Here is a 23,876-nt window from a genome sequence, read left to right on the forward strand (position 1 = left end):
GTTGCTGGATATTTATCCACCTTCCTTTCCAATAATTTGAGACAAGATTGGTAGCGTCCACAGTCAAAGGTGGGCGTTATGAAAAAGCAAAAATCAGTTCCGGGAAAAACCCGGCTCCAGATGCTCCTGCTGGCAATCGGGCTTGTCGGCCTGGCGGGGCCGTCCTTCGCGAGCGATATCGCCGCACCCGGCTGGCCTCAGGAAAAGGTCCAGACGCCACCCAGCCTCGGCGGTGTTTCGCTGGCGAGGCCCCAGCCCTGGCAGCCTGCGGGCGCTTACCGGATCGGTCTGGTCACCGGCAGCTATGGCCCAGATGTTGGCCGCGGGGATGGCTCGTCAACGGCGCGAGATGACGCCGGGATAGATCCGCTGCAGACCGCGTCGATCATTCCGGGGGTGTTCGGATCGGTTGCCTTGTCCATGCGCAATTTTCCCGTCGCGGCTCGCTGGGCGCCCGTCTACCGGGCAATCGCCGCCTGTTCGGCAGGCAGCCCCTGCGAGCACAAGAGCGCGGCTTTTGCCGGCATGATCACCGCCGCACAAGGCAAGGGATTCAGCGAGAAGCTGTCCTTCGTCAACAGCAGCGTAAATCGCCTGATCGCCTACAGGAAAGACAGCGTCGTCTACGGCAAGCTCGACTATTGGGCGAAGCCTTCGGAGATTCTCGAGCGGCGAGCCGGCGATTGCGAGGATTTTGCCATCCTCAAGATGACAGCCCTGCTGAGGGCCGGCATTCCCACGCAAAGCATGGCGCTTGTCGTCCTCCAGGATCGCAAGAGAGGCTTCTTTCACGCAGTGCTGTCGGTGAGCACAGGCAGCGGCACCTTCATTCTCGACAGCCTCAGCAACACTGTCGTGCGTGACAGCGATCTCCCGGATTACGTTCCGCTCTATTCGTTCAGCACGAACCGGGCCTGGATCCACGGTTCAAAGCCGGGCGGAGCCCAGATGGCCGACATCAAGGGCGGCTTCGCAACCGTCGCACCCGGCGAAGGCTTTCAGCCATAGGTTCGCCAGCATTGGCGATGCATCCAGAGCAACTCCGGTAAGTGTAACGGTGAACTGCTCTAGCCGCCGAAGACGAACGCCATCAGCAGCTCCGGCTCGAGCACCGGAGCCCGCACCGCATTCAATTGTCCCCGGTATCGACGGTCGCCCGCGCCGATGACAAAACCGGTGGCCACCGGCGATTCGCCGTTGGCATCGAGCCGCGCGAATATGTCGGCCACATTGAGGTCCAGCGCCAGCTTGAGGTCGTGCCGTGCGTCATCGCTTGGGGCGATCGGCAATTGACGTTTGACCAATTGCTGGAACGGCGCGTTGAACGACAGGATCTTCTTCGACGAAGCCAGGGCAAAGGCCGGAGACGGGCAAGCGACCAGTATGGCGTTGATGGTGTTGATCGATGCAAGCTTTCGCAGGGTCAGGTTTTCGTCTCCCAACCCACGCATGCAGGCCACCCGGATCGCGGATGTCAAATTGCCTGTCTGTGCCTGGCTTTCGGCGATCTCGTCGATGAGCATGCCGATCGTGCACTTCCTGCTTTCGGCCATCTGCTTCAGCGACATCCAGAATGCCCGCTCCAGACGGATGCCGCGCCGGATGCCGCCGCGCGCCACAACCCGAAATTCCAGTCCAAAATCCTCGGCGGCGACTGGAGGCAGCAGCCGCTCGCGACCGGAATGATGAGGGCTGGCGCTACCGCTCACTCATCGCCTCCTCGCGCGCCTTGTTGATCGGCTTCAGGAGGTAGTGCAGGATCGTCTTGCGCCCGGTCTTGATGTCGACCGAGCAGATCATTCCGGGGATGATCGAATAGGCCTTGCCGTCTCTTTGCAGGGTGGATTTGTCCGTCGCCACACGCACCTGATAGTAGGGTTCCCCCGTTTTCTGATCGACCAGGCTGTCGGCTGTGATGTTCGAGACCTTGCCCTCGATGCCGCCGAAGATCGAGAAATCATAGGCAGTGACCTTGATAAGGGCCTCCTGGTCGGGACGGATGAATGCGACATCCCGTGGCGAGACCCGTGCCTCCACCAGCAACGTCTCGGAGGTCGGCACGATGCCGGCCACCACGGCGCCAGGCTGAACGAAGGCCCCGACCGTGTTAAGCTCCAGCGTGTTGACGATGCCATCCACGGGAGAACGGATATCAGTGCGCGCGACCTTGTCGGTGGCTCCCCTTATGGTCTCATCCACCACCGACAGCTCCGCCAGCGCCTGGGTCAGGTCGTCCAACGCCTCCTGCTGCAATTGCAGGCCGAGTTCCTCGACCTGAAGCTGGGCTTCCGTGATCGACGATTTGATCTTCTTTATCGTTTCGCCCGCAAGGTTCAGCTGGCCGTTGAGCTCGGTCTGTTCGCGCTCCACCCGGAGCTGCTCGGTCCTTGCCATCAGGCCTTTCTTGACCATCGCATCGACCAGTTTTGCCTCCTGGTCGCTGACGACCAGGTTCTTTGTAAGACGATCGGAATTGGCCTGCGCCTCGGCCAGTTCCCTCTCGCGCTGGTCAAGGCGTGACTTGAGCACGGACAGCTTGTTGTCGAAGTTCCCTCGCCGGGCGATGAGCAGCTTCTGCTCATTGTCGCAGATTTGCGGAGCGACCGACTGGATGTCCTGCGGGCACGGAAATGGGCCCGAGAGATTGCCGGCCTGTTCGTATTTCAGCCTTGCTATGCGCACTTCCAGCGCGCGCGCCTTGGCCTGCTGCTCGCCGAGACTGGACGTGTTGAGCGTGTTGTCCAGGCGGATGATGAGATCGTTCTTCTTGACCACCTGGCCAATCGTCACGGCGATTTCCTGAACGACACCGGCTTCACTCGCCTGAATGATCTGGGTCTTGGAAGCGGGTATGACCTTGCCGTCGCCGCGTGCGATCTCATCGACTTCGGCAAAGGACGCCCAGGCGACGAAGACCACGAAGAGCGCTCCGATGATGAATATGGACGCCGACGCAAACAGCGGCGGTCGATCTTCTCTGGCAAGCATTTCCCACGCCCCAACGCATTGGATGCAGCAATATTTGTTTTGTCAGGCGCTTGTTTTCTGCAACGCCTGTATGACTTGGTCCTTCGGTCCGTCGGCAACGATTCTGCCCTGTTCGATAACGATCAGGCGGTCGGCCAGCTCAAGCATGCTGAAGCGATGTGTCGAGACGATCAGCGTGGTGTCGCGGTCGAAGGCGACTTTGAGCTGCTTGATCAACTGGCGTTCCGATGCAAGATCCATCGAGCCCGACGGCTCGTCCAGAAAGACGATTTTCGGTTTGGTCAGCAGCAGGCGTGCGATTGCCACCGTCTGTCTCTGGCCGCCGGAAAGATTGGTGCCGCGCTCGCCGACATTCATGTCGTAGCCGCGCGGGTGGCGTGAAACGAAATCGTCGACACCGGCAGCCTTTGCCGCTTCGATGATCTGTTCGTCTGTAGCCTCGGGGCATGCCATCAGGAGGTTTTCCTTGATGGTGCCCGAGAACAGGTCGCCGGCCTGCGCAACGATGCCGACCGCGGCGCGAACCTCGGACGGGTGATACTGGCGAATGTCGATCCCATCCAGCAGCAGCTCACCGGACGTCGGCAGGAAGAGCCGGCCGATCAGCCGCCCCATTGTCGTCTTTCCCGATCCTATGCGGCCGATGATGCCGATCCGCTCACCCGGCTTGACCGAGATATTCAGGCCGGTCAGAACCTCGTTTTCCGAGCCTGGATAGACAAACCCGACATTCCTGAACACCATCGCCCCCTTGCGGATGGGGCGGTTGACGAAGCCCACCGTGTCGGGTCGATCTTCCGGCTGAGCCATGATCGAGTTCACCATTCTCAGCGAGAGCATGGCCTGGCGAAACCGGGACAGCGTTATGGCGATCTGGCCGAGCGGCGCCACGGCCCTGCTCGCCAGCATCACCGTTCCTATGATTGCTCCTGTCGAAACATGCCCTTCCGAGAAGGCATAGGCGCCGGCCACGACCAGGGCGACGGTCACCAGCTGTTGTATGGATTGGGTGATGTTGCCCGCCGCCGCCGAAAGCTGCTTGATCTTCTCGGACGTGTTGGCGGCGTTCTTGGAGTGCTCTCCCCATTTTCGCAGCAGATACGCCTCGGCGCGCAGCGACTTGATGGTCTCCAGCGTCGAGATGGATTCGACCAGCAGGGCCTGGCGCTGCGACGCTTCGTTCATCGAGGCGGCGACGCGCTTGCCGATGCGGCGCTGGGTGATCAGGCCGACGATGACGGACATCACGAAGGCCAGCGCCGGTATGATCACCAGCCATCCGCCTATTGCATAGATCACAAGGAGGAAGACGAAGACGAATGCCGTGTCGATGAACACGCTTATGGTGTTGGAGGTGAAGAACTCCCTGACGAATTCATATTGCGTGACCCTGTTTGCGTATTCACCGGTCGAGCCGGGGCGCGCCGACAGCGACGAGTTCAGCACTTTCTCGAACAGCAGATAGGATATCCGGAGATCCGCCTTGCGCCCGGCATAGTCGATGAGGGAGGCCCTGGCCGTCTTCAAGAGCAGGTCGAACAGGATGACCGCGCCGATGCCGAGAGCCAGCACCCATAGTGTCGATATTGCCTTGTTCGGCAGGATCCTGTCGTAGACGTTCATGGTGAAGATCGGCGAGGCTATGGCCAGCAGATTGATGAACACCGCCGCCAGGACGACTTTTGAGTAGGTGCGCCAGAAAGCGCCCATCGTCCCCGTAAGCCAATGTCTCCGCTCGATCCTGGCCGCCGAGCCGACCGACATGGTTTCGGCGGCATTGGCATAGGTGATCGAGAAGGAAGCGCCGCCGCTGATGTAGCTGGCGGCCAGTTCCGATCGGCCGATCGTGGTGCGGCCGTCTTCCTGGGGCGCGGTGATATACGCATCGTCTTCGCCCAGAGCGAGCAGGGCAACCGGCAATTGGCTGACGCGAAAGACGATTGCCGGCAGGTCGATACGCCCCCTGAGAAAATCGCGGTGGTTGAACTCGGTGACTTCCAGGCCGATGCGTTCGGCAAGGTGCCTGATGTCGTCGGCCGCAATTCGCGTGTCCGAGAGCGGCACGCCGGCAAACAGAACGGTCTCCGCGCTCGGCCTGCCGAGATATCCGGCAACGGCCGAGAAGCAGGCCTTGAACGCCTCCTTGGGGGAGAGGATATTGGGTTGCTGGTTCACGATCTGCCCGTCAGGACGCTCGCTGGACCTTGCGTCGTCTTATTTCTTCCTCACCGGGGCGAGGATATCGAATGGCAGGTCGTTCTTCTGCTCCGATGGCGTCCGCGCATAGGTCTCGGTGTCCGCGGTTTCCGGTGTTGCAAACTCGGTGCGAGCATAGGCTGTCGCTTGCTTTGCCGGCTCGAGATTCATCGTTTTCAGCAACTGTCCGGTCGCGGCCAGGAGCCGGTACTGGGCAAACAGCGATGCGTAGGACGCGGTATCGGCCAGCGTTGCCGTGTTGAACCGCGTATTCTGCGCGTCGAGCACGTCGAGCAACGAGCGCTGCCCAACCTTGAACTGCTCGCGATAGGAAGCGACCAGCTTTTCATTGGCGGCCGCCTGTTGCCTCAGGGTCTTTGCCAGATCGGCTTGCCGGAAACGGCGATCCCATGAGGTGCGAACGGCTTCCTCGATTTCGCGCAAGACCTGATGATAGGCGAGCCGCTGCTCGCTGGCGCGGCGGATCTGCTCCTGTTCATTGGCCTTGTCTATGCCGCCGCGGTACAGGTTCCAACGCAGCACCAGACGCGCCTGCAGGTCATTGGTGTCCCCGTCGTCACCGTCAACGTCGGTGCCCGCCCTGGCGCGACCTTCAGCAACGACTTCAGGGCCATATTTCGCTCGGGCCGCATCCACCAGGGAAGCGGCGGCGTCGATATCGCTGGTAGCCATGTGAACGCGCGGATTGCTCTGTCGTGCCAGGCCGATCGCGTCATCCAGTGACCGCGGAAGCGCGGCGGCGACATCACCCGGCCGCGAAGCATTGACCAGCGGCTTGCCGACGGTCTTGAAGAACCGGATCTTGGAGGCTTCCAGCTCTTCGGTCGCCTCCTGCATGCGGGCCTTGGCCGCGAACAGACGCTCCTCGGCCTGTTGGCGGTCGGCCTCGTTCAGCGCCCCGCCTGAGATGCCTTGCCGGATGTCGCCGAGAATCGCCTGATGGAAACCCAGATTCTTCTTGGCTTCGGCAACGATCGACGCCTGCAGCATGTATTCAAGGTAATCCTGGACAACGGACAGCCCGATGAATTCGGACCGTTCCAGCACCCGGAACGACGCTCCGTCGACACGCGACGCCTGGCGGTTCAATTCCGCGCGACGGGCTCCGCTGTCGAATAATTTCTGGGTGACCACCAGATTCGCTTCCGCCGGATAGAGCGAATCATCCTCTATAGACAGCGCGCGCCGGGACGAATTGTCGAGCCGGCGAACGCCAGCCGATGCTTCGACATCGACACTGGGAAGGTAAAGGCCCTTGGCCTGCCGCAACTCGAACTCGATTGCTTCGCGGTTTTCGATCGCCTGCCCAATCTCGGGATTGGATTCCACCGCAACAGCCATCGCCTCCTTGAGCGTAAGCGCATGAGCGCCCCCGCAGGTCAGCATGGTGGCCGCCATCAACAGACCAAGGCGCCTGCCTATGGTCGACATACCTGTCGTATTCATAATCCCACCCTAACGTTTCCCCAGCGTCCTTTTTCAGAGCGCTAACCAAGCCAAGGCCTGCCCGTCGGTGGATTATCCACAAATTCACGGAATGTGTGAGCGATTATTGATTTAGAGGGCACTAAATAGCCTTTTTGCGCAACAAGGCTGCGAGATGTAGCAAAAATAGCACATAACTTCGGCTCGCTGCGGTTGTATCCGGACGCCCCATTCAGTGGGAAAGCACAGAAAATCGCAGGCCAGTGGGCCGATATGCCCAGAATCATGGCCGGTTCGGATAGCGGTTGTCGATAATCCAACCGGAGGTTGAACGCTTTTTCAGGCATGCCCCTTGGGTGCCGGGTCCAAAAAATACTTCATCGCGGCGGCCGGCGCTGCGCGTCAATAGAGGTGGTACCAAAGCATAAGAGCCCGAGCAGAACAGGACGATGCCAGGCTTTATGCTTCCCCTGGGTCAGGTTTGTCCTTCTGAACAGGATCTATCGGGGTGCTTCAACCCATCGATCTCTGCGGCCGGTCGAACTCTTCAGCCAAGGCCGCATGCCACCATCCACCGAATGCACGGCACGAGCGGCTGCATTGCCTTCTGCAACCGCTCGCTGGATAGTCTCGGCATGTTGGCGACCCTGGCGACTCACTGGCCGCAAATTCTGGCGATCATCTCCGTGGTGATGGCGACGGTCGGCATCGTCCATGCCGTCATGACAAAGGAAGATGTCCGTGCCGCCACCGGCTGGGTCGGCGTGATGGTGCTGTCCCCGATCCTCGGCGTGCTGATCTATGCCGTCGCCGGCATCAACCGCATTCGCCGCGCCACGATCACCGCCCAGCGCCCGTTTGCCGATGGCGCGGTGTCCGCCAAGCACGAGCGCGACGTCGCTGTCGAAGAGGCCCTGATCGTCGAGCGCTACGGGCAACGGTTCACGGGCTTGCGGACATTGGGCGACAGGGTGGCGCGGCGCGCGCTCATTACTGGAAATGCAATCGATGTGCTGGAGACCGGCGACGAGACCTATGCCGCCATGTGCGCGGCCATCGATGGTGCCGAGCGCAGCGTCCTGCTCGAGACCTATATTTTCGACAATGACGCCGTCGGCCTGCTCTTCGTCCAGGCGCTTGCCGGCGCCGTCCACCGCGGCGTCACCGTCCGCGTGCTGATCGATGCCGTCGGCGCCCGCTACTCGGTGCCGAGCATCCTGGGGCATTTGCGCGAGGCCAACATCCCCGCCGATGTCTTCAACGGCAACATCGTCATGGGCCTGCGCCTGCCCTATGCCAATCTGAGGACCCACCGGAAGATCCTGGTGGTCGACGGCATCGCGGCCTTCACCGGGGGCATGAACATCCGAAAAGGCTTCTCCGCCGAATTCGCCGGCTCCAACAGCGCCAGGGACACACATTTCCGGGTGACCGGTCCGATCGTCGCCGACCTCTTTTCGGTCGCCGCCGAGGACTGGCGCTTCGCCACCAACGAGGCGCTGAAAGGCGACGCCTGGCGCATCGCCCCGCTGTCGCCGTCGCCAGGCGCACCGATGATGGTGCGGGCGGTTGCTTCCGGCCCGGATGCCAGCAACGAGACCAACCACAAGCTGCTGATCGGTGCATTCTCGGTCGCCCGCAAGTCTATACGCGTGATGTCGCCCTATTTCCTGCCGGATCGGGAACTGATCAGCGCGCTGATCACCGCCGGCAGGCGCGGGGTCGAAATCGACATCGTGGTGCCGGCGGTGAACAATCTTTTCCTCGTTGACCGCGCGATGATGGCGCAGTTCGATCAGGTGCTCAAACACTATTGCCGTGTCTGGCGCACCGAGGGACCGTTCGACCATTCGAAGCTGCTTTCGATCGACGGCGTGTGGGCCTATGTCGGCTCTTCCAATCTAGACGCCCGATCGCTGCGGCTGAATTTCGAGATCGACCTGGAGGTGCTCGATGCCGGCTTTGCCAGCGAGATCGAGGCGCGGATCGGGTCGGCGATCGCCTCCGCCGTGCCGGTGACGCTGGAAGCTTTGCGAGCCCGGCCGTTTCTTATCAGGCTATTCGACCGGGTATTGTGGCTCGGTTCACCCTATCTCTAAGGCGGAGGTGCGCTTGAGGAACTCGTCTGTCATGGAACATACGCGGAAATTGCCTATTTTCACTGTATCCGGCTTCTGAATTGATGCCAGCGAGGACGAGCAGCACAGAGATGCACAGAATTGGACGCAGCCTCCCGGCAAGCATGCTTCTGTCCCTTCGTGACCGCCGGATGCAGAAAGCTAATGCCGCCGCACTCAAGACGACAGCCACCACCGGCACGCTGGTTGCCTCCTACAATGTCCACAAATGCATCGGCGTCGACAGGAAATTCGACCCGGAACGGACCATCCGCGTCATCCGCGAAATCGATCCGGATCTCATCGCGCTGCAGGAAGCCGACAATCGCTTCGGCGACCGTAATGGGCTTCTCGACCTGCCCCGGCTCGAACGGGAAACCGGCCTGGTTCCGGTGCCGATTTCGGCCACAGGCAAGGGCCATGGCTGGCATGGCAACGTCTTGCTGTTCAAGAAGGGTGTCGTTCGCGACGTGCACCAGATCAAGCTTCCGGGACTGGAGCCGCGCGGCGCGGTGGTGGCGGAGATCGACCTCGATGGAAGCCAGACGCTGCGCATCATCGCCGCCCATCTTGGCCTGCTGCGCCGCTCGCGCTCCCAGCAGGCGCGCGTCGTGCTCGACCTGATGAACAGCCCGGACGAAAGACCGACCTTGCTGCTCGGCGACCTCAACGAATGGCGGCTTGGCAACCGCTCCGCTCTCAACACGCTGCATGCAACGTTCGGCCCGCAGCCGCCGGCGGTCCCCACCTTCCCGTCGAACCTGCCGCTGCTGGCGCTCGACCGGATCATGGCCAACAGGCACGGCATGATTGCCGCCATCAACGCGCATGACACGCCGCTTTCGCGCGTTGCCTCCGACCACCTGCCGCTGACGGCCTTCGTGCGCCTGGAGCGGGTAGACGATAACGCCTTAATGTCTTCCGCGTCGCAAAGCGTGTAAAATTAGACGGAACGCCCAGTTCTTCCCCGAGTTAACATGTCTCGAACGCGCAGGAGGACGAGATGAAAAAGCTGATTCTGGCTTGCCTGTTGGCATTGGCCGCGACAGCGGCGATCACTGCGCCGACGCAAGCGGCAAGCGTGACCATCCAGTCCGACGATGACGACCGATATTTGCCGGCCGATAGTGGGATCGTTATTCGCCGTCACCACCGCGATCGCTATTACGACAATCAGTATGATGGCGACCAGGATGTTCAGTATGACAATGGCGGATACCGGTACGGCGAATATCGCCGCCACCACCGGCATCACCGCTGCCACGTCGAACTGGTCAGGCACTGGCGCCACCACCACAGGGTGATCGAAGAGGTCCGCGTCTGCGGCTGATGCCGGTCGTACCAAGCGGCCGGCCAAAGCTGGCCGGTTTGGTCGCGTATTGGGGGCGAGAGATGATGCCGCCATGGATCAGTTGAAAACGCCCCTGCAGACTGACGCGCGGCGCGGTTCGCGCAGCTGGATTACCTGGCTGATTTTGTCGCGATTGCACTTGGCACGGTAACTCACTCTCCACCATCCCCGTCAAGCCGCAGATCACCGGCCCGCTTCCCAGGGCATGACAACCGGTTAGCGGATCCCATGAACCGGTCGTGGCCGGCGCCATGTTCGGGTTGGGCTTGCTCTTCGCATTTGGTGCCTCTGGACACAGCTATCGAAGGCTGGAAAATGTAGACGCGACTCCGCTGTTGGAGTTAACTCGGAACATGAGGAGGATGGCGCTGAATCTGGAAGACATTGCCGGCCATCCGGCCCTGCATCGCTGTGTTCAGGCACAGTCGTTGGCGCTGATCAACATCTATGAAACGAGCCCGCGGCTGGCTTCCATTTTCGCCACGCAGCAGCGTTGGCTGATGGGTCATGTCGGCCTTGCCATGCATTTCAGGCGCGATCCGAACGACCGACGCAAGGAACTGACGGTATCGCGTTTCATCGAGTTCGTACACCAGCACGCGGTGGCCAGCCGCAACACGGCGGACGCTTTCATCAAGGAGATGCTGCATTATCATGTCGCCGAGTATGTTTCGGGTGGCGACGGGCGCACGCACCCCTTGCAGCCAACGGCGGCAACCGTGCAGACTTTCACCGGCTGGGTCCTTGCTCATCTGCAGACGCTGGATCATCTCGATGGTGCCGACCGGCTGGCCAGGTTCCTGGAGCGGCCTGACATGGTTGCCGGGCTGCAGCCTCTGGTGGCGGACGGCCTGCTTGCCTCCAAGCCGGTGCGCGAGCCCAACCAGACCTTTTCCCTGTTCATCTGGCTCAACAATGGCGGCATCGTCATGGATTGGCTGATGTCGGGCATCGACCCCGATCATGCCGGCCTGGACCGGATTCCGACCAGCGTGGTTTCGATCGGAGATTTCGCCAAGTGGCTCAAGCTGTCGCGGACTCACCTCGCCCGCAAGCTGCGCGCTGCCGAGGAACTCGGCAGCATCGGCTGGCTCGGCCAGCGCGGCCATTCGGTGATGTGGGTGTCGAACACCTTCTACCAGGAGTACATGACCGTCCAGGCCGCCAAGCTGGCCATTGTCGATGCGGCATTCGCCGCCTGTTTTCCAGTCCCGGAAGACCGCTGAGGGTCGGCGCGATCGACATCTGCCCGGACCGAGAACATTGTCTCCTGGCGATCATAACCTGTTATAGACAGGGCGCGTCTGGACACGGGCCGTGAAGGCTGAAAATGTGATCTGCGTCTTCGTGGCCGTAAGGCTGGATCGGAACATGGGGGGAATGACGCAGACCTTTGACCATATTGCCGGTCACCCGGCATTGCATCGCTGTGTCCGTGCCCAGGCGCAGGCGATGATCCAGGCCTATGGGATGAACCCCAGGCCTGCCTCGATATTTGCCCCCAGCAGCGCTGGTTGATGGCGCATATCGGCCTCGCCCTGCATTTCAGACGGGAGGCCGATGATTACCGCAAGCAGTTGACGGCGGCGCGTTTCATCGACGTCATCCGGGAGAATTCCGTCGCCAGCCGCAACACCGCCGACGCCTTCCTCAAGGAGATGCTGCATTACAATTTCATCGAGCACCTGCCGGCAACACAGGACGGCCGCATTCGCCCCATTCAGCCAACGGTGAACACGCTGGAGACGGTTGCCGGCTGGATGATGGCGCACCTGCACACGCTGGACAGTCTCGACGGTGCGAACCGTCTGGCGACGTTTCTGGAGCGGCCCGATGCTCTCGCCAGGGTGCAGCCGCTGGTGGCCGACGGCCTGATCTCCTCCAGCCCCGTGCGCGAGCCCAGGCAGACCTTTTCGCTGTTCACCTGGCTCAACAATGGCGGCGTCGTCATGGACTGGCTGATATCGGGCGTCGATCCCGACCATGCCGGCCTCGCTGAAATACCGACCGGCGTCGTCTCGATCGGCGATTTCGCCAAATGGCTCAAGCGTCGCGAACCCACCTGGCACGCAAACTGCGGGATGCCGAAGACCTCGGCAGCGTTGGCTGGCTTGGCCAGCGCGGCAATTCGGTGATGTGGGTGTCGGGCGATTTCTACCGGGAATACATGACCGCCCAGGCCGTCAAGCTGGCTATCATCGATGTCGCGTTCGTCAAGGCCTTCGACTCGCCGGCAGGCAGCTGACCGGTGCGGCATCCCCCGTGCGGGGATGCCCAAGCCGGCGAGCCTTTCAGTCGATATCGAATGACACGCCCTGGGCGAGCGGCAGCGCCTTGGAATAGTTCACCGTGTTTGTAGCGCGCCGCATATAGGCCTTCCATGCGTCGGAGCCGCTCTCGCGGCCGCCCCCGGTTTCCTTTTCGCCGCCAAAGGCACCGCCGATCTCGGCGCCCGAGGTACCGATGTTGACATTGGCAATGCCGCAATCCGATCCGTCGACACCCAGGAAACGCTCGGATTCCTGCAGGTCTCGGGTGAAGATCGACGAGGACAGGCCTGCCCCCACGGCATTGTGCTCGTCGAGCACCGCGTCGAAGTCCGAATATTTCATCACGTAGAGGATCGGCGCGAAGGTCTCTTCCGTCACCGGTGACACCTGGCTTGGCATTTCGACCAGCGCCGGGTGCACGTAGTACGCATCCGGATGGCCGTTCTCGACCCGCGTGCCGCCGGTCACCTTGCCGCCATGGGCAGCGGCTTCCTTCAGCGCCTTCTGCATGGCGTCGAAGGCCGCCTTGTCGATCAGCGGCCCGACCAGCGAGGAGGTCTCCAGCGGATTGCCGACAGACACACTCTCGTAAGCCTTCTTGAGGCGCGGAACCAAGGCGTCGTAGACGCTGTCATGCACGAACAGGCGCCGCAACGTCGTGCAGCGCTGGCCGGCTGTGCCCATCGCTCCAAACGCAATCGCGCGCAGCGCCATGTCGAGATCGGCGGTCGGGCAGACGATGCCGGCATTGTTGCCGCCGAGTTCCAGCACCGCGCGCGCAAAGCGCTTGGCCAGCCGCGGGCCGACGTCGCGGCCCATGCGGGTCGAGCCGGTTGCCGAAACCAGCGGCACTTTGGGGTGATCGACCAGGATCTCGCCGACGGCGCGGTCGCCGATCAGCACCGGCGCCAGGCCATCAGGTGCGTCCGCGCCGAAGCGCTCGACCGCACGCTTGAAGATAGCCTCGCAGGCAAGTGCGGTCAGCGGCGTCTTTTCCGACGGCTTCCACACCACTGCGTCGCCGCAGACCAGTGCCAGGGCTGCATTCCACGACCACACGGCCACCGGGAAGTTGAAGGCGGAAATGACGCCGACGACGCCGAGCGGATGCCAGGTTTCCATCATCCGATGGCCCGGGCGCTCGGTGGCGATGGTCAGGCCGTACAATTGCCGGGAGAGGCCTACGGCGAAATCGCAGATGTCGATCATCTCCTGCACTTCGCCGAGGCCCTCGGACGGGATCTTGCCGACCTCGATCGAGACCAGCCGGCCAAGCTCGGCCTTGTGCGTACGCAGTTCCTCGCCCAGCAGCCGCACCAGTTCGCCACGCCGCGGGCCGGGCACCATGCGCCAGGCCTGGAAGGCCTTGTGCGCGGCATCGATCACCTTGGCCGCGTCAGCCGGTGAGATTGTCTTCAGCGCCGCGATCTGCTCGCCCGTCACCGGGCTGCGCACGATCAGGTCGCCGCCGACAAGCGTCTCCTCGGCCACACCCAGTTTTGCCAGCAGTTCGGTCGTTTCCTTGCCTATCGTCATTCTTGTCCCTTTCAGATCTCGTCGCTCATAATGCATGTCGCCAAAAGTGCCCCGGTTTTGGAACAACGACATGCACAAAAGGCATGCCGGTCAAAGCCTGGCGCCATGCTGCCCGCGTGCACAAAGGCACCTCAGGCACGACCATCGCGTGGCATTACTCGTTTCAAGGGAAAATCACCACCCCGGCATGGTCTAAGCCCAAACTGCACGATTGAGCCAGATGGGGCAGATGGCGCTCAGTTTGCCTTCTTGGCCGGTGGGCGTACCGCACCGTCCCTGATCAGCCGGTCGATATGCATGCGGATATGAGCTGCTTCCGCCGCCGTGTTAGCAAGCGCTATGGCGCGGTCGAAGGCGACGCGCGCCTCGTCCCCCCGGTCGAGTTGCATCAAGAGGCCCCCCTTGAGGCCGAAAAAATGGAAATAGCCGGAAAGCCGTTCTTCCAGCGGCTCGATCATGGCCAGCGCCTCCGCCGGTCCACGCACCTTCGAGACCGCGACAGCCCGGTTGAGCGTGACCACCGGCGACGGCTGCATCTGCTCCAGCAAGCGATAGAGCAGGTCGATCTCGTTCCAGTCGGTATCCTCGGCCCTTTCGGCCCGCGCGTGCAATGCGGCAATCGCCGCTTGCACCTGGTAGGGGCCGGGCTTGCGATGGCGTAGCGCCTTGTCGACCAGCGCCAGCCCCTCATCGATCATCTTGCGGCTCCACAGGCTGCGATCCTGGTCTTCGAGCAGCACGATCTCGCCGCTCTCGTCGAAACGGGCCGGTGCGCGCGCATGCTGCAGAAGCAACAGCGCCGTCAGCCCCATGATCTCCGGCTCGGTCTGGAACAACCGCAGCAGGAGCCGTGCCAGCCGGATCGCCTCCTCGCACAGCGGTGCGCGGGCCGGCGCCTCGCCGCTGTTGGTCGAATAGCCCTCGTTGAAGACCAAGTAGACCATGGCGGCGACGGCGGCGAGGCGTTCCGACCGCTCGACCGCGCCCGGCGTCTCGAACGGCACGCCGGCGTCCGCAATGCGCGCCTTGGCGCGAGTGATGCGCTGCTCCATGGCGCTTTCGCCAACCAGGAAGGCGCGCGCGATCTGCTTGACCGTAAGACCGGAGACGATGCGCAGCGCCACCGCGATCTGCTGCGTTGCCGGCAGATCAGGATGGCAGCAGATGAACAGCAGCCGCAATATGTCGTCGCGGTAGTGCGCCCCGTCCAGCCGCTCTGCGATATCGCTCTCGGCGTCCTCCAGATCCGAAACCTGGTCTTCCTCCGGCATCGGCGCCTGCTTGGCGCGCTTGCGCACCGCATCGATGCCGCTGTTGCGGCCGACGAAGATCAGCCACGCCGCCGGGTCGCGCGGCGGCCCGTTCTGCGGCCAGTTCTTCAGCGCCCTGAGGCACGCGTCCTGGAAAGCTTCCTCCGCCGTATCGAGATCGCGGAAATAACGCAGCAGCGCACCCATCGCCTGCGGGCGGGCGGCGCTGATCGCGGAGCTTATCCAGGCCATCTCGGTCATGCGGAAACCTTGGCGGGATTGAAGATCGAGACCGGCCGGATCTCATAGGAGCCGCCGCTCGGGTTGACTTCGGAAAGCTCGCGGGCGAACTCCACCGCCTCGTCGAGATCGGCGCATTCGAGCGTGTAGAAGCCGAGGAACTGTTCCTTGGTCTCGGCGAACGGCCCGTCGATGACGACCGATTCGCCCTTGACCTTTCTCAGGGTCGTCGCGGCGGTCGTCGGCAGAAGCCGTGCCACCGGGCCGAGCCGACCAGCCTTGGCGTACTTGTCCTGAACGTCGAGGAGATTGGCCATGACCTCGTCGTCCTGTGCCTTGCTCCAGGAGCAGACGACATCTTCGGAGGCATAGCAGAGGATTGCGTAGAGCATGGCGGGTCCTTTTCTCTGTCAAAGGACGAAACAGTAAGACCGATCCCGACACGACGTCGATAAAAAAATCCAGATGTGGACGGATTTGGCCACGGCCAGCCGCGCCGGTCAGCTTTCTCCCAGTTTCAGCCATCGCAGCACGAGAGCTTCCTCGTCATCGAGACCATCGATGGAGCGTTTGCGTTTGTTGGCTTGCGCCATTTCATTCAGCAACCGCCCCTCGGACCACGCTTCGAAGACCCGCGGATGGATATAGCATTTGCGGCAGACGGCACGCGTATTGCCCAGCCGCTCGGCAACCTTGTCAATGACGCTGTTCATCGCCCTGTTTCGCTGCGCCTGGCTTTGTGGCAGTTCCGTTTGGGCAAACAGCGACGCGGCGTGAATGGTGCCGCCCCAGGTGCGGAAATGCTTCGAACTGAAGGCGTCACCGACCGCCCCACGGATATAGCGGTTGACGTCCTCGGAGCGGACCGGCCGCCTGTTGCCGTCCTCATCGAGATACTGGAACAGCTTCTGGCCTGGCAGGTCCTGCGCGCCGCGCACAATCCTGGCGATGCGGCGGTCGACCAGCTTCAGCTTCCACTCCTTGCCCGACTTGCCCTTGAAGGCAAAGCGCAGGCTTGAACCGACAATATCCACATGCCGGTCGCGCAACGTGGTCAGCCCGAAACTCTTGTTGTCGCGGGCGTAGGCGGCATTGCCGACGCGGATCATCGTGTTGTCGAGCAGCCAGACGACCGCGGCGACGACACGCTCGAACGGCAGACCACGACGGCGCAGATCGCTGTCGATCCTGTGCCGCAGGTCCGGCAGGCTCTCGGCGAAAGCAACCAGGCTCGAATATTTGGCACCATCGCGCTCTTCGGCCCATTGCGGATGATAGCGATATTGCTTGCGTCCGCGCTGGTCCCTGCCGGTTGCCTGTATATGGCCGTCCGCGTCCGGCGAAATCCACACATCCGTCCAGGCCGGCGGAATGACGATCGCCTCGATGCGCGCTTTGGTGGCGTCTGAAACTGTCCGTCCGTCCGGACCCTTGTAGGAAAACCCCTTGCCCGTCTTTAGCCGCCGGATACCGGGCTCGGCATCGCTGACATAGCTAAGCGACGCATGGTCGGCCGAGCTTTGTGCCCCGTTTTTGGGCGCACCATCTGGCGATACAGCGTCCTCGCCAGCCGGTCGGCTGGGCGACAATCCGGATTTTTGCAACATGTCGGCTCCACGCGAATTCCGTAGATAAGCCACTGGCCGACCGCTGGTTCCACGCGCCGTCCGAAAAGCGCCTCGCGCCGATATCGTGTTGGCTGGCGCCTACAGAGCGCCCTGCAGCTGGATCGGCGGCGCCGACAAACGCCGCCGCGCCGCGAGCTTGAACCTGTAGCGCAGGCAGCGCCAAGCTTCTGAGCGCCGCTTCGGCCGCGGCCGCGGCCACAGGAAGCGTGCCGCGGTGTCCAGATCGCCGCGCGCATAGTGGACCCGGGCGATCTTGAGGGCGACAAGCCCTTCCCTGGCCTTGAGCGCCGACATCGGGATGTTGCAGTCGGTAAGCGTGCGCAATTGTCGGCGCCAATCCAGGAAGCGCCGTACCGGGTTGAGGGCAAAGCGGTCATCGGAACGCATCGGCGAAACCTCATAGACCATGACGGGTTGCGAAACCATGGCGAGCGATGCTTTGCTCATCAGCCGCGCCCAGAACAGCGTGTCCTCATCATAGGCCAATCCGACCGGGAACCTCGTCTCGCCGATCAGGGTTCGAGATGCCAGGACGCTGCCCACGGCGACCGACCGTATGTCGCCTTTCACATAGGCCGAAGCATTTGCCAGGCACGCGGCCCGGTAGCCGTTCGGCACCTTGATCTGCCGATCCTGGCCGTTCACCCGTCGCCGGTATGCACCCACGATCATGTCGGCCTCCGGCTGCTCCCGGGCCTTGCGGAGCAGTGCGCGCAATCCGCCCCGCAGATGTAGGTCGTCGGCGTCGATCAGGTAGACCCAGGGATGGACCGCTTCGGTCAACGCCACGTTGCGGGCACCGCCGGCATCGTGGCAATTGGCCGGCAGCACACGCAGCGGCAACGACAGTTGTGCCGCGGCCTCCCGCGCGATGGTTGCCGTACTATCGGTCGACGCATCGTCGACCAGCAAGATCTCGCCTATGATCTCGGCCTCGCTGCGTAGCGACGCCAGCGTTGCAGCAATGGTCGCCGCCGCGTTACAGGCAGGAATGACGACGCTGATTGCTCTCAATTACAAAACCTCGCGCCATGCGCTTGAGGATACAACTACCGTCACCCCGAAACGAATACAGACTAGCGGCCGCATCGGTATTTGAGAAGCAGTCTTGTCCATCCCGAATTGCGGCGCAAATACCGCTGCGTGTACGACCTGCTTCAGGCTCTTTCGAGCACGACCGGAATGACGTCGACAGCTTGCTCGCCAACCTGTCCCCCCGTGGTCTTGAGCACGCCGACGATCGGCGCCACGTCCGAATAGTCGCGGCCGTGGCCGACGGTGATATGGTCGTTGCTGGCCCGCATGCCGTTGGTCGGATCGAATTCCTGCCAGCCCGCATCGCGCCCGCACCAGACCTTGACCCAGGCATGCATGGCATCGGCGCCATCCAGCCGGGGCTTGCCCTTCGGCGGGATGGTGCGCAAGAAGCCGCTGACATAGCCGGCCGGAATACCGAGCCCGCGCAGGCCGGCGATCATGATGTGTGAAAAGTCCTGGCAGACGCCGCGCTTCAACTTGAAGGCATCACTGGCCCGGGTCCGCACCGTTGTCGCTTCGCCGTCATAGGTGAAATCGCGATGGATGCGATTGCACAGGCTCACGGCCGTGCCGGCGGCAGAGCCGGCGATGCTGTCGCGTGCGTAAGCGGTGATCGCATCGTCGATGCCGGCATGGGTGCTGGCCGTCAGGAAGTGGTGCGGTGCATCAGGTGCCAGAGACCGCATCGCGGCGAGCTCTTGCCTCAGCCGGGCGATATCGGGCGACACGTCGAGCCCGGGCTCGGGCCGAGACACCGACACGCGGGCGCTCATCCTGATGTCGAGCGCGTCATGCGCGTCGCGAAAGGCGATCGAGGTCACGTTGTTGCCGAAGAAATCGGAAAAGTCAGAACGCTCGTTGGGTGCCGGCGCAAAGGACAGGGATGCGGCGATGACACGCTGCACGCCTGATATCGTCGACGGCAGTACGCGCACCTGATGACGACCGCCGCCGGCCGCCGCAGCGTAATCGTAATGCAGATGAAGCCTGATGTCGTAGAGCATGTTCTATTTTTCTGCCTTTGCGCAGGTTCTTGTCGCAAAACCCGTGCGACACTTTTGCGGAACCTGCTTAGCCGAAATAGGCTTTGGCGAGGCTGTTGTAGAGGCCGCCGATTTCATAGGCGAGGTCGTCCAGCGCCTTTGCCGTCATATCCGAAGGCTCCTTGATGGCGATCTGGGTGTTGAGCTGCAGGATTTCCTTCGCCGCCGGCGACATTTGCCCCTCCCCGCCGAGCGACGGCAACAGGCCGATTTCGGCCTTCAACCTTTCGAGTTGGAACAGGATGGAGCGCGGGTTAAGCGGATCGAGCGCCAGCAGGTCGATCACCGTGCGCCGACCGGCCTGCACCGGATATTGGCGGCGATGGGTCATCACGCTGTCGCCGATCTCCAGCATCATGTCCAGCGCGCCGTCCGGCGCCTTGGCGCTGGTCAGCCGCGCCAGCGTGCGGGAGATCTGGATACCGCGCTCCAGCCGGCGGCCGATCTCGAGGAAGCGCCAACCGGCGAAGCGGTACATGTTCTCGTGCAGCAGGCCGGAAAAGCCGGCGAGCTTACGCAGGATGACTGTCATCGCCCGGGTCGCGTCGTCGCCGGGCGCGACCGTCGTTGCGAACTGATGGATGGTTTTCGACAGGTCCTTCAGCGCCAGCCAGCCATCGGGCGAGAAGCGGTCGCGGATCTGCCCGGCGCTGTAGACCGCACTATCCAGCGTGCCAATCAGCCCTGACGGGATCGCCGTCTCCACATCGATGCCGAAAGGTTCGAGATAATCCCTGATGTCGGCGAGCAGCGGCATATCCGGGTCGGAGGTTTCGGCCAGCCGCACATGGTAGGCGCGCAGGATACGCACCGTGTCTTCCGAGCGCTCGATATAGCGGCCGAGCCAGGTCAGGTTCTCCGCCGCGCGACTGGGCAGGCTGCCGGGCCTGGTGCGGCTGAAACTGTCGCCTTCTTGCGGCAGCAGCGTCTCGCGCTCCACCGGTTTGTCGCTGACAACCCAGACATCCGCCGCCTGGCCGCCACGCTGCATGGCGATCGCCGTCGGGTCGAGCGACAGGCCGATACGGGCAAAACCGCCCGGCATCACCGTCCAGCCCTCCGGCGTTCGCGCCAGGTAGACGCGCAGGCTCGCTGGCCGCGGCTCCAGCCAGCCGCCGACATAGACGGGCGTCGTCGAAAGCGTCACCGCTTCCTGGCCGACGAAATCGCCGCCATCACGTTCAATGCGCGCCACCAGTTCCGCCCGCTCCCCGGCCGACAGAGCCGAGCCTAGCTTCGTTGAATCGTCGTCCTCGAAGGCAAGCCTCGTCGACAGCGCCGGCCCGATCACCATGCGATCGATGTTGGCCAGCACATGCGCGCGTTCGGTTGCTTGCCCGCACCACCATGTCGCGACACTTGGCAGCAGCAATTCCTCGCCCCGCAAGGCCCGTGAAATCTTGGGCAGGAAGGCAAGCAGCGCGCGCGTCTCCATCAGGCCGGAGCCCAGCGCGTTGACGGTAGCAACCGCGCCCTGGCGGATCGCCTCGACCAGGCCCGGCGTGCCGATCTGCGAATCCGCGCGCAGTTCGAGCGGATCGGCGAAGGCGGCGTCGAGCCGCCGCCACAACACGCTGATCGGCATCAGGCCGGAAACCGTGCGCACCATCAGCCGGCTGCCGGAGACGGTCAAATCCTCGCCTTCGAGCAGCATGATGCCGAGGTAACGGGCGATGTAGGCGTGTTCATAATAGGTTTCGTTGAGCGGCCCCGGCGTCAGGATGGCGACGCGGCCGTCGGTCTCCTTGGCCATGCCGATCAACGCATCGCGAAAACGGCGGAAAAAGCCGGCAAGGCGGTGCACATGCATCTCGCCATAGATGTCGGACAGCGCGCGTGTGGTGGCGACGCGGTTTTCCAGTGCGAAACCGGCGCCGGACGGCGCCTGCGTGCGATCGCCCAGCACCCACCACTGGCCGTCAGGCCCACGGCCGAGCTCGAAGGCGCAGAAATGCAGGAAGTGGCCGCCGGCCGGCCTGGTGCCGACGACAGGCCGCAAATATTCGGGGCTGGCGGCGATCAATCCCGCCGGCAGGATGCCTTTCTCGACCAGCCGGTTCGGCCCGTAGATATCGGCGATGGTTTCCTCGAACAGGTCGGCGCGCTGCACGAGGCCGGCGCTGATCGCGGCCCACTCGCTCTCCTCGATGAGAACCGGGACATGCGCCAGCGGCCATTCGCGCTCATTGGCACCGGCCTTGTCATAGACGCGGTAATAAACGCCGGCATCGCGCAGATACTGGTCGGCGCGGGCAAAGCGCTGGCCGAGCTTTTCAGCGCCAAGTTCCTCGAGCGCCTCGACAAAATGCTTCCAGGCCGGGCGAGGATTGCCTGACGCATCGACCATCTCGTCGACGACGCCGTCGATCGGCTGGTAGTGCTCCAGCAGGCTGTGGGTCTGCGGCTTGCCGCGTCCCCTCTTGTGATTCCCCTTTGCCATCGCTGATCAGAGTCTTGCCGGCCGCCGAAGGTCAAGGGTCATCGGGAAATCTTCCGCCGGTTGTTCTTCACGGATCACATAGGCGGATGGCGTATGGCCGCGCGGTTCGAAGCGGGCGAGCCGCCGAGCTTCCGCCTCGTTGCCATTGACCGGAAAGGTGTCGTAATTGCGCCCGCCGGGATGGGCGACGTGGTAGACGCAGCCGCCGACCGCACGTCCCGACCAGCGGTCATAGATGTCGAAGACCAGCGGCGTGTTGACCGGCAGCGCCGGATGCAGGCCCGATGCCGGCTGCCAGGCCTTAAAGCGGACACCCGCCACCGCCACTTCGCGATTGTCAGTGACCTTCATCGGCACGATGCGGCCGTTGCAGACGATCGCGTGGCGCTCCGGATTCAACCCTTCGGTCTTGACCTGCAGCCGTTCGACCGAGGAATCGACGAAACGCACGGTGCCGCCGATCGCGCCTTGCTCGCCCATGACATGCCAGGGTTCGAGCGCCTGCCGCAGTTCCAGCTTGATGCCGGCATGCTGAACCTGACCGCAGAACGGGAAGCGGAATTCGAGCTGGGCGTCGAACCATTCGGGCCTGAATTCGAAGCCGTTGAGCTTGAGGTCGTCGAGCACGTCGAGGAAATCGGCCCAGACATAATGCGGCAGCATGAAGCGATCATGCAGCGACGTGCCCCAGCGCACGAAGCGGCCATCGAGCGGGCTCTTCCAGGCACGGGCAATGATCGCCCTGACAAGCAGTTGCTGCGCGAGGCTCATGCGCGCATTGGGCGGCATCTCAAAACCGCGGAATTCAACCAGTCCCAGCCGACCGGTCGGTCCGTCCGGCGAAAACAGTTTGTCGATGCAGATTTCCGAACGATGCGTATTGCCGGTGACGTCGGTCAACAAATTGCGGAACAGCCGGTCGACCAGCCATGGCAAGGGTGCGTTGCCCCGGTCCGGATGCGGTACCTGCGCCATCGCGATCTCAAGCTCGTAGAGCGAGTCGTGACGCGCCTCGTCGAAGCGTGGCGCCTGGCTGGTCGGCCCGATGAACAGGCCGGAGAACAGATAGGACAGCGACGGATGGCGCTGCCATTGCAGCACCAGGCTCTTCAGCAGGTCCGGCCTTCGCAGGAACGGGCTGTCATTGGGTGTCGCACCACCGACCACGACATGGTTGCCGCCGCCGGTGCCGGTGTGGCGGCCGTCAATCATGAACTTGTCGGCGCCAAGCCGTGTCTGCCGCGCTTCCTCATAGATCGCCGTCGTCGTCGCCACGCAATCCTGCCAGTTGGAAGCAGGATGGATGTTGACTTCGATGACGCCGGGATCAGGCGCGACGCGGATGACGTTGAGGCGCGGATCGTGAGGCGGGCCGTAGCCCTCGATATGCACGGGAAGGCCGATCGCCTTCGCCGCGTTCTCGGCCGCAGCGACCAGTTCGAGATAGTCTTCCAGCGCCTCGACCGGCGGCATGAATACGCAAAGCCGCCCATCGCGCGGCTCGACCGAAAGCGCGGTGCGCACCGCGCCGCCGATCTCGGTGATCTCCTGCTCGACCCGGTCCTGCTGGCCGGTCGCAGCGGTGAACGATGCCGCTTGCTGGCGGCGCGCCATCTCGTCGGCACCTTCCAGTTCAGCCGGAGCCGCCGAGGGCAGGATGGCTTCACGCGCGGGCAGCGGTCCGCGTGGCAGCGACGGATCGACCGGCACGATGTAGGGGAATTGCTCCGGCGGCACATAGGGCAACGTGCCGAGTGGCAGGCGGTAGCCGACGGGTGAATCGCCGGGTACCAGGAACAGCCGGCCGCGCCGCGTCTTCCATTTTTCCGAGCGCCAGCGCGGATCCGATGCCTGGCTATTCCAGCGCTGCACCGGCAGCACATAGCCGGACGGCTTGGTCAGCCCGCGTTCGAACACTTTCGCCATGCGGCTGCGTTCTTCCGGGTCCTCCAGCCTGGAGTTGGACGGATCGACATTGTCGGGCAGCTTGCCTTCCTTGAGCAGCCATTCGGCCGGATCCTCATAGGCTTCGCTGACCATGGCCTTGTCGATGCCGAGTTCGCCGGCAATCGCGGTGAGCAGGCTTTCGGCCTGCTTCGGGCCTATATCGGCCTCGCTCTTTTCGAGTGCGATCAGGGACGGATCGCTCCATACCGGCTGGCCGTCGGCACGCCAGTAGAGCGAAAAGGTCCAGCGCGGCAGGCTTTCGCCCGGATACCATTTGCCCTGCCCGTAGTGGAGAAAGCCGCCGGGCGCGAAGCGCTCGCGCAGTTTACGGATCAGTTCGTCCGCCTTTTCGCGCTTGGTGGGACCGACGGCGGCGGTATTCCACT

Annotated in this window: 18 protein-coding genes and 1 pseudogene; 7 read left to right on the forward strand and 12 right to left on the reverse strand. The window is 63.0% G+C overall.

Annotation, left to right across the window (positions count from 1 at the left end; genetic code table 11):
- The first annotated feature begins 78 nt into the window (after window positions 1–78).
- Window positions 79–1,008 (forward strand): transglutaminase-like cysteine peptidase, encoded by a 930-nt coding sequence (locus EOD15_RS06885; protein ID WP_127320301.1) that lies wholly within the window; start codon window positions 79–81, stop codon window positions 1,006–1,008.
- Window positions 1,009–1,067: 59 nt separating this feature from the next.
- On the opposite strand, the gene EOD15_RS06890 is transcribed toward EOD15_RS06885, so the two are convergent.
- From EOD15_RS06890 to EOD15_RS06905, 4 genes are read right to left on the reverse strand one after another with little or no spacing between them, the layout of a single operon-like run.
- On the reverse strand, window positions 1,068–1,709 hold the full coding sequence (locus tag EOD15_RS06890; RefSeq protein WP_127320299.1) for a ribbon-helix-helix domain-containing protein: 642 nt from the start codon (window positions 1,707–1,709) through the stop codon (window positions 1,068–1,070).
- A complete protein-coding gene (locus EOD15_RS06895; RefSeq protein ID WP_127320297.1) occupies window positions 1,699–2,988 on the reverse strand; it encodes an HlyD family type I secretion periplasmic adaptor subunit in 1,290 nt (429 codons plus the stop codon). The genes EOD15_RS06890 and EOD15_RS06895 overlap by 11 nt, the downstream gene beginning before the upstream one ends.
- A 42-nt stretch (window positions 2,989–3,030) precedes the next feature.
- Window positions 3,031–5,163, reverse strand: coding sequence for a type I secretion system permease/ATPase (locus tag EOD15_RS06900; RefSeq protein ID WP_127271964.1), 2,133 nt, complete (start codon window positions 5,161–5,163; stop codon window positions 3,031–3,033).
- Between the two features lie 39 nt (window positions 5,164–5,202).
- Window positions 5,203–6,651: a TolC family protein gene (locus EOD15_RS06905; RefSeq protein ID WP_127320295.1), complete on the reverse strand. Its 1,449-nt coding sequence runs from the start codon at window positions 6,649–6,651 to the stop codon at window positions 5,203–5,205.
- A 614-nt stretch (window positions 6,652–7,265) separates the two neighbouring features.
- Between EOD15_RS06905 and EOD15_RS06910 the strand changes: the two genes are divergently transcribed.
- The 5 genes and pseudogenes from EOD15_RS06910 to EOD15_RS06930 all read left to right on the forward strand — a co-directional run bounded on the left by EOD15_RS06910 (window position 7,266) and on the right by EOD15_RS06930 (window position 12,343).
- Entirely contained in the window at window positions 7,266–8,729 is a 1,464-nt protein-coding gene (locus tag EOD15_RS06910) for a phosphatidylserine/phosphatidylglycerophosphate/cardiolipin synthase family protein (protein WP_127320293.1), read from the forward strand.
- A gap of 110 nt (window positions 8,730–8,839) precedes the next feature.
- The gene (locus EOD15_RS06915; RefSeq protein ID WP_127320291.1) at window positions 8,840–9,688 is read left to right on the forward strand and encodes an endonuclease/exonuclease/phosphatase family protein; all 849 of its coding nucleotides are present in this window, start codon (window positions 8,840–8,842) and stop codon (window positions 9,686–9,688) included.
- A 62-nt stretch (window positions 9,689–9,750) separates the two neighbouring features.
- Window positions 9,751–10,077, forward strand: coding sequence for a hypothetical protein (locus EOD15_RS06920; RefSeq protein ID WP_127320289.1), 327 nt, complete (start codon window positions 9,751–9,753; stop codon window positions 10,075–10,077).
- 383 nt (window positions 10,078–10,460) lie between these two features.
- Window positions 10,461–11,324 (forward strand): hypothetical protein, encoded by an 864-nt coding sequence (locus EOD15_RS06925; protein ID WP_164762178.1) that lies wholly within the window; start codon window positions 10,461–10,463, stop codon window positions 11,322–11,324.
- Between the two features lie 154 nt (window positions 11,325–11,478).
- Window positions 11,479–12,343, forward strand: a pseudogene (locus EOD15_RS06930) (hypothetical protein).
- A 46-nt stretch (window positions 12,344–12,389) separates the two neighbouring features.
- Here EOD15_RS06930 and EOD15_RS06935 read toward each other — a convergent pair.
- The 5 genes from EOD15_RS06935 to EOD15_RS06955 form a co-directional block, all read right to left on the reverse strand.
- Window positions 12,390–13,904 (reverse strand): aldehyde dehydrogenase family protein, encoded by a 1,515-nt coding sequence (locus EOD15_RS06935; RefSeq protein ID WP_127408379.1) that lies wholly within the window; start codon window positions 13,902–13,904, stop codon window positions 12,390–12,392.
- 236 nt (window positions 13,905–14,140) lie between these two features.
- On the reverse strand, window positions 14,141–15,415 hold the full coding sequence (locus tag EOD15_RS06940) for an RNA polymerase sigma factor (protein ID WP_127408380.1): 1,275 nt from the start codon (window positions 15,413–15,415) through the stop codon (window positions 14,141–14,143).
- A complete protein-coding gene (locus tag EOD15_RS06945) occupies window positions 15,412–15,786 on the reverse strand; it encodes a YciI family protein (protein ID WP_127270092.1) in 375 nt (124 codons plus the stop codon). The genes EOD15_RS06940 and EOD15_RS06945 overlap by 4 nt, the downstream gene beginning before the upstream one ends.
- A 108-nt stretch (window positions 15,787–15,894) precedes the next feature.
- Complete coding sequence (locus tag EOD15_RS06950) at window positions 15,895–17,001, reverse strand: DNA topoisomerase IB (protein WP_127322220.1); 1,107 nt, start codon at window positions 16,999–17,001, stop codon at window positions 15,895–15,897.
- 99 nt (window positions 17,002–17,100) lie between these two features.
- On the reverse strand, window positions 17,101–18,027 hold the full coding sequence (locus EOD15_RS06955; RefSeq protein WP_245463594.1) for a glycosyltransferase family A protein: 927 nt from the start codon (window positions 18,025–18,027) through the stop codon (window positions 17,101–17,103).
- On the opposite strand from EOD15_RS06955, the gene EOD15_RS36590 reads away from it, so the two are divergent.
- Window positions 17,945–18,121, forward strand: a complete 177-nt coding sequence (locus EOD15_RS36590; protein ID WP_245463595.1) for a hypothetical protein — start codon at window positions 17,945–17,947, stop codon at window positions 18,119–18,121. The two genes, EOD15_RS06955 and EOD15_RS36590, sit on opposite strands and share 83 nt — an antisense overlap.
- Window positions 18,122–18,179: 58 nt before the next feature.
- Here EOD15_RS36590 and EOD15_RS06960 read toward each other — a convergent pair whose 3' ends face one another.
- The 3 genes from EOD15_RS06960 to EOD15_RS06970 form a co-directional block, all read right to left on the reverse strand.
- Window positions 18,180–19,064, reverse strand: coding sequence for a transglutaminase family protein (locus EOD15_RS06960; RefSeq protein WP_127322218.1), 885 nt, complete (start codon window positions 19,062–19,064; stop codon window positions 18,180–18,182).
- Window positions 19,065–19,131: 67 nt separating this feature from the next.
- Complete coding sequence (locus EOD15_RS06965; RefSeq protein ID WP_127408381.1) at window positions 19,132–21,543, reverse strand: circularly permuted type 2 ATP-grasp protein; 2,412 nt, start codon at window positions 21,541–21,543, stop codon at window positions 19,132–19,134.
- Between the two features lie 6 nt (window positions 21,544–21,549).
- On the reverse strand, window positions 21,550–23,876 hold a 2,327-nt coding region (locus tag EOD15_RS06970), incomplete at its 5' end, for a transglutaminase family protein (RefSeq protein WP_127408382.1).

Source organism: Mesorhizobium sp. M7A.T.Ca.US.000.02.2.1 (assembly GCF_003996995.1).
Taxonomy (GTDB): Bacteria; Pseudomonadota; Alphaproteobacteria; order Rhizobiales; family Rhizobiaceae; genus Mesorhizobium.

Coding starts and splice junctions, on each gene's coding strand:
- EOD15_RS06885 (WP_127320301.1), top strand. CDS start 79: ATGAAAAAGCAAAAATCAGTTCCGGGAAAAACCCGGCTCCAGATGCTC.
- EOD15_RS06895 (WP_127320297.1), bottom strand. CDS start 2,988: ATGCTTGCCAGAGAAGATCGACCGCCGCTGTTTGCGTCGGCGTCCATA.
- EOD15_RS06905 (WP_127320295.1), bottom strand. CDS start 6,651: ATGAATACGACAGGTATGTCGACCATAGGCAGGCGCCTTGGTCTGTTG.
- EOD15_RS06910 (WP_127320293.1), top strand. CDS start 7,266: ATGTTGGCGACCCTGGCGACTCACTGGCCGCAAATTCTGGCGATCATC.
- EOD15_RS06915 (WP_127320291.1), top strand. CDS start 8,840: ATGCACAGAATTGGACGCAGCCTCCCGGCAAGCATGCTTCTGTCCCTT.
- EOD15_RS06920 (WP_127320289.1), top strand. CDS start 9,751: ATGAAAAAGCTGATTCTGGCTTGCCTGTTGGCATTGGCCGCGACAGCG.
- EOD15_RS06925 (WP_164762178.1), top strand. CDS start 10,461: ATGGCGCTGAATCTGGAAGACATTGCCGGCCATCCGGCCCTGCATCGC.
- EOD15_RS06935 (WP_127408379.1), bottom strand. CDS start 13,904: ATGACGATAGGCAAGGAAACGACCGAACTGCTGGCAAAACTGGGTGTG.
- EOD15_RS06940 (WP_127408380.1), bottom strand. CDS start 15,415: ATGACCGAGATGGCCTGGATAAGCTCCGCGATCAGCGCCGCCCGCCCG.
- EOD15_RS06945 (WP_127270092.1), bottom strand. CDS start 15,786: ATGCTCTACGCAATCCTCTGCTATGCCTCCGAAGATGTCGTCTGCTCC.
- EOD15_RS06950 (WP_127322220.1), bottom strand. CDS start 17,001: ATGTTGCAAAAATCCGGATTGTCGCCCAGCCGACCGGCTGGCGAGGAC.
- EOD15_RS36590 (WP_245463595.1), top strand. CDS start 17,945: ATGATCTCGGCCTCGCTGCGTAGCGACGCCAGCGTTGCAGCAATGGTC.
- EOD15_RS06960 (WP_127322218.1), bottom strand. CDS start 19,064: ATGCTCTACGACATCAGGCTTCATCTGCATTACGATTACGCTGCGGCG.
- EOD15_RS06965 (WP_127408381.1), bottom strand. CDS start 21,543: ATGGCAAAGGGGAATCACAAGAGGGGACGCGGCAAGCCGCAGACCCAC.